This window comes from Kitasatospora sp. NPDC091257 (genome assembly GCF_044757675.1).
GTDB classification, from domain to species: domain Bacteria; phylum Actinomycetota; class Actinomycetes; order Streptomycetales; family Streptomycetaceae; genus Kitasatospora; species Kitasatospora lactacystinica.
Window position 1 is genome coordinate 1 of sequence record NZ_JBIVVI010001009.1, and the last position, 3,412, is coordinate 3,412.

The window sequence follows — 3,412 nt, forward strand, 5'->3', positions numbered from 1 at the left end:
CCCGGCCGACTGGTCGGGGGGCAGGACGGCCGGAACACGTGCCGATCGGGGATCAGCAGTCGTCCGCGGGCTGCGGGTGGGCCTCGACGTTGGCGCAGGCGTTGCCGAAGGCCGGGTTCAGCAGGCCGACCACGTTGATGGAGTTGCCGCACAGGTTGATCGGCACGTGCACCGGGACCTGGATCTGGTTGCCGGAGACGACACCGGGGGAACCGACGGCCGCGCCCTCGGCGCCCGCGCTGGCGGCGGCGGAGCCCGCCGCGCCCAGCACCAGGCCGGCAGCGGCGGCGGAGAGGACGGCGGCCTTCTTCATGTTCTGCATGGGGGGTTGATCTCCTCGATCACACACGGGTGGAGCGTGCCGCGCCCCGGCGCTGCGGGGCGCGGCACGGGCTCGGTGAATCGGCTGTCGCCGGTGCGGCGACCGCGGGTTCAGCCGGCGTTGACGCAGGTGTTGCCGAAGGCCGGGTTCAGCAGGCCGATGATGTCGATGCTGTTGCCGCACAGGTTGATCGGGATGTGGATCGGCACCTGGATCTGGTTGCCGGAGAGCACGCCGGGGGAACCGGCGGCGACGCCCTCGGCGCCCGAGCTGGCGACCGCACCGCCGGCGGCACCGAGCACCAGGCCGCTGGCGGCCAGGGACAGGACGGCGGCCTTCTTGAAGTTGCGCATGTCATTCCTCCGATTTCTGCCCGACGGAATGGGAATGTCGGGAGTCGGGCGAGCGCGAATACTCACCCGAAGGCTTCAGGGATTGCCGTGATTGTCACTCGGTCGGCGCATATCGGCGTGTTCCGCCCATGGCTCGGGCGTGGCCGTGACTGCCGGGTCGCAGTGCCCCCCGAAACGATTCCCGCACGGCCGGGAAAGGCTTCGGACAAAGGCGCGACCAGGTGGAATTCCGGTCGGGCGTTCCGGCACGGGTTGCCGGACGCCGGGTTCTGGGAGGCCCGCCGCGCGGGGGCCGGTGGAGACCGGGTTCCGTCAGGGAGAACGAGGCACCGTGCGGGGGGAAACGGTCCGACCCTCCGATCACCCGAATGCCCGGTCCGCGGCGCCGTTGCGCCGGATGGGTGACAGTGCCGGGACCGTCGCAACCGGTCCGGTGGGGTCTCGTTCTAGATGTCGCACTCCCCGTGCATATCTGTCGAACAGTCAGGAGGCTCGTATGAGCATCAAGAAGACCGCCGCCGTCGGCGCGGCCGTGGTGGGCATCGTGGCCGCCGGCGCCGGTTCCGCGATGGCCAGCTCCGGCGCCCAGGGCGTCGCCGCCGGTTCCCCCGGTGTCGTCTCCGGCAACCAGATCCAGATCCCGGTGCACGTTCCGGTCAACGTCTGCGGCAACACCATCGACATCATCGGCCTGCTGAACCCGGCGTTCGGCAACAAGTGCGCCAACGTGGGCTGAGCCCGCACCCGGTTCGGCCGGTGCGAGCCGCCGTTCCGCGCCTCCCTCCTGGGGCGCGGGGCGGCGGCTCTTCGTTGTGCCGTGAACGTGTCGGTCCGTCGGTTCCCGGCGGTGTCACGAGTCTTGTTGCGTTACTTGTCAGTACCTAGAATGCGAGACCTGCTCACCTTTCCTGCTCCTCTCTTGCTCCGCACCGCTCGGCTCCCCGCCAGGGCGGTCCCCACCCCCGCAAGGAGTCGCGTGTGATCAGGTCACCCCTGCCGGCGGCACGGCGAACGCGTACGGGTGCGTCCCGGTGCGCCGCACTGCTCGCCACCGGAGCCCTCCTCGCCACCCTCGGCCTGGCCGGCGCCCCCGCCGCCCTGGCCGACCCCGCCCCGGCCGCGCCCGCGGCCACCCGTCCGGCCGCGATCGTCGCCCTCGGCGACAGCGCCATCTCCGGGGAGGGCGCCGGCACCGACACCAACGACGGCTACTTCCCGGAGACGGACAGCCCCACCAACTACTGCCACCGCCACCCCAAGTCGGAGATCTTCGTCACCGACATCCCCGGGGTCACCCCGATCGACCTGGCCTGCTCCGGCGCCCAGACCGGCGACCTGGTCAGCGACCCGGAACTGGCCAAGGTCACCGGCCCCGGCAGCGGCGACTTCGGCGAGCCCAAGCAGGACGTCAAGCTGGCCGACACGGCGGCCAAGTACGACGTCAGGATGGTCGTCGTCACCATCGGCGCCAACGACGACTTCGACTTCAGCGGGATCATGATGCACTGCCTGGCGCAGTACTTCCCGATCCCCAAGGACCAGGGCTGCCGGGACACCATCGGCAGCGACGAGATCCGCCGGCGCGCCAAGGGCGTCCAGCCCAAGGTGGTCGCCGCGCTCCAGAACATCCGTCAGACCATGCGCAAGGCCGGCTACGCCGACTCCTCGTACCAGCTGGTCTACCAGTCGTACTTCAACCCGATCACCCCGGACATCCGGCGCAACGACTACCTCGGCAAGGTCGCCGACGGCTGTCCGGCCTTCCCCGAGGACCTCGCCTGGGGCCACAACTGGGTGGTGCCGACACTCAGTGACGCGCTGCGCGGCGCGGCCGAGCAGGTGCCCGGCGTCCGGTACCTGGACCAGCGGCGGGTCGCCTTCGGGCACGAGGTCTGCGCGGAGTGGACGTCCTCCCCGTACGAGTACTCCAACGGGGACGTCATCAACCTCTCCGAGTGGGTGCGCAACGGCTGCGACTCGCAGATCGGCATCCCCGGGCTGTGCATGAACATGGTCCGCCAGTCGTACCACCTGCGGGTGGCCGGCTACCGCGGCGAGGGCGTCTGCCTCGGCCAGTTCTACGCCCGGACCGAGCTGGCGCAGGCGTACTGCACGCTCAACCAGCAGAACACCACCTCGATCCAGCCGCTCACGCCCGGACAGCCGTTCGGGGACGTCCCCGAGGACGGCGCCTGGTACCAGCTGACCAACGCCGCCAGCGGCAACGCGCTCGACCTCACCGGCGGAGGCAGCTACGGCGACTCCACCAACGGGCGGCCCGCGATCACCTATCCGGCCACCGGCGGGCTCAACCAGTCCTTCGTCCTGGAGGCCAAGGCGGGCGGCAGCTACGAGCTCGACTTCAGCGGCAACCGGAACATGTGCCTGGACGCCAACGCCGGCTCCACCGCCCCCGGCACCCGGATCCAGCAGTGGGGCTGCAACGGCGGCGGCAACCAGCACTGGGTGTTCACGCCGGCCGGCGACGGCCGCTACAAGATCGCCGACTCCCAGGACCGCGGCAAGGTCCTGGCCGCCGGCAGCACCCTCGACGCCAAGGGCAACCCGTACGTCGAACTCGCCACCGACACCGGCGCCGCCAACCAGCTCTGGCAGCTCACCAAGCTCGGCATCGTCTACGTCCACGGCTGATCCACCCCGACGTGCGGGAGGCCGCCGTCGCCGCCGCGAGCGACCCGCTCACCGGCAAACGCCTGCACGCCGCCGTCCAGCGCAC

4 protein-coding genes are annotated in these 3,412 nt (G+C 70.8%); 2 read left to right on the forward strand and 2 right to left on the reverse strand.

Annotated features, from left to right (window positions below; all coding sequences use genetic code 11):
- Positions 1-52: 52 nt before the first annotated feature.
- Together ACIQOV_RS33510 and ACIQOV_RS33515 are read right to left on the reverse strand one after the other, a co-directional pair.
- Complete coding sequence (locus ACIQOV_RS33510) at positions 53-322, reverse strand: chaplin (protein ID WP_401054529.1); 270 nt, start codon at positions 320-322, stop codon at positions 53-55.
- A 110-nt stretch (positions 323-432) separates the two neighbouring features.
- Positions 433-675 (reverse strand): chaplin, encoded by a 243-nt coding sequence (locus ACIQOV_RS33515; RefSeq protein WP_401054531.1) that lies wholly within the window; start codon positions 673-675, stop codon positions 433-435.
- 496 nt (positions 676-1,171) lie between these two features.
- On the opposite strand from ACIQOV_RS33515, the gene ACIQOV_RS33520 reads away from it, so the two are divergent.
- Complete coding sequence (locus ACIQOV_RS33520) at positions 1,172-1,411, forward strand: chaplin (RefSeq protein ID WP_401054532.1); 240 nt, start codon at positions 1,172-1,174, stop codon at positions 1,409-1,411.
- Between the two features lie 242 nt (positions 1,412-1,653).
- A complete protein-coding gene (locus ACIQOV_RS33525) occupies positions 1,654-3,327 on the forward strand; it encodes an RICIN domain-containing protein (RefSeq protein WP_401054534.1) in 1,674 nt (557 codons plus the stop codon).
- Positions 3,328-3,412: the final 85 nt, after the last annotated feature.

Excerpts from the sequence above, each read along its gene's own strand:
- ACIQOV_RS33510 (WP_401054529.1), bottom strand. The coding sequence starts at position 322 with ATGCAGAACATGAAGAAGGCCGCCGTCCTCTCCGCCGCCGCTGCCGGC.
- ACIQOV_RS33515 (WP_401054531.1), bottom strand. The coding sequence starts at position 675 with ATGCGCAACTTCAAGAAGGCCGCCGTCCTGTCCCTGGCCGCCAGCGGC.
- ACIQOV_RS33520 (WP_401054532.1), top strand. The coding sequence starts at position 1,172 with ATGAGCATCAAGAAGACCGCCGCCGTCGGCGCGGCCGTGGTGGGCATC.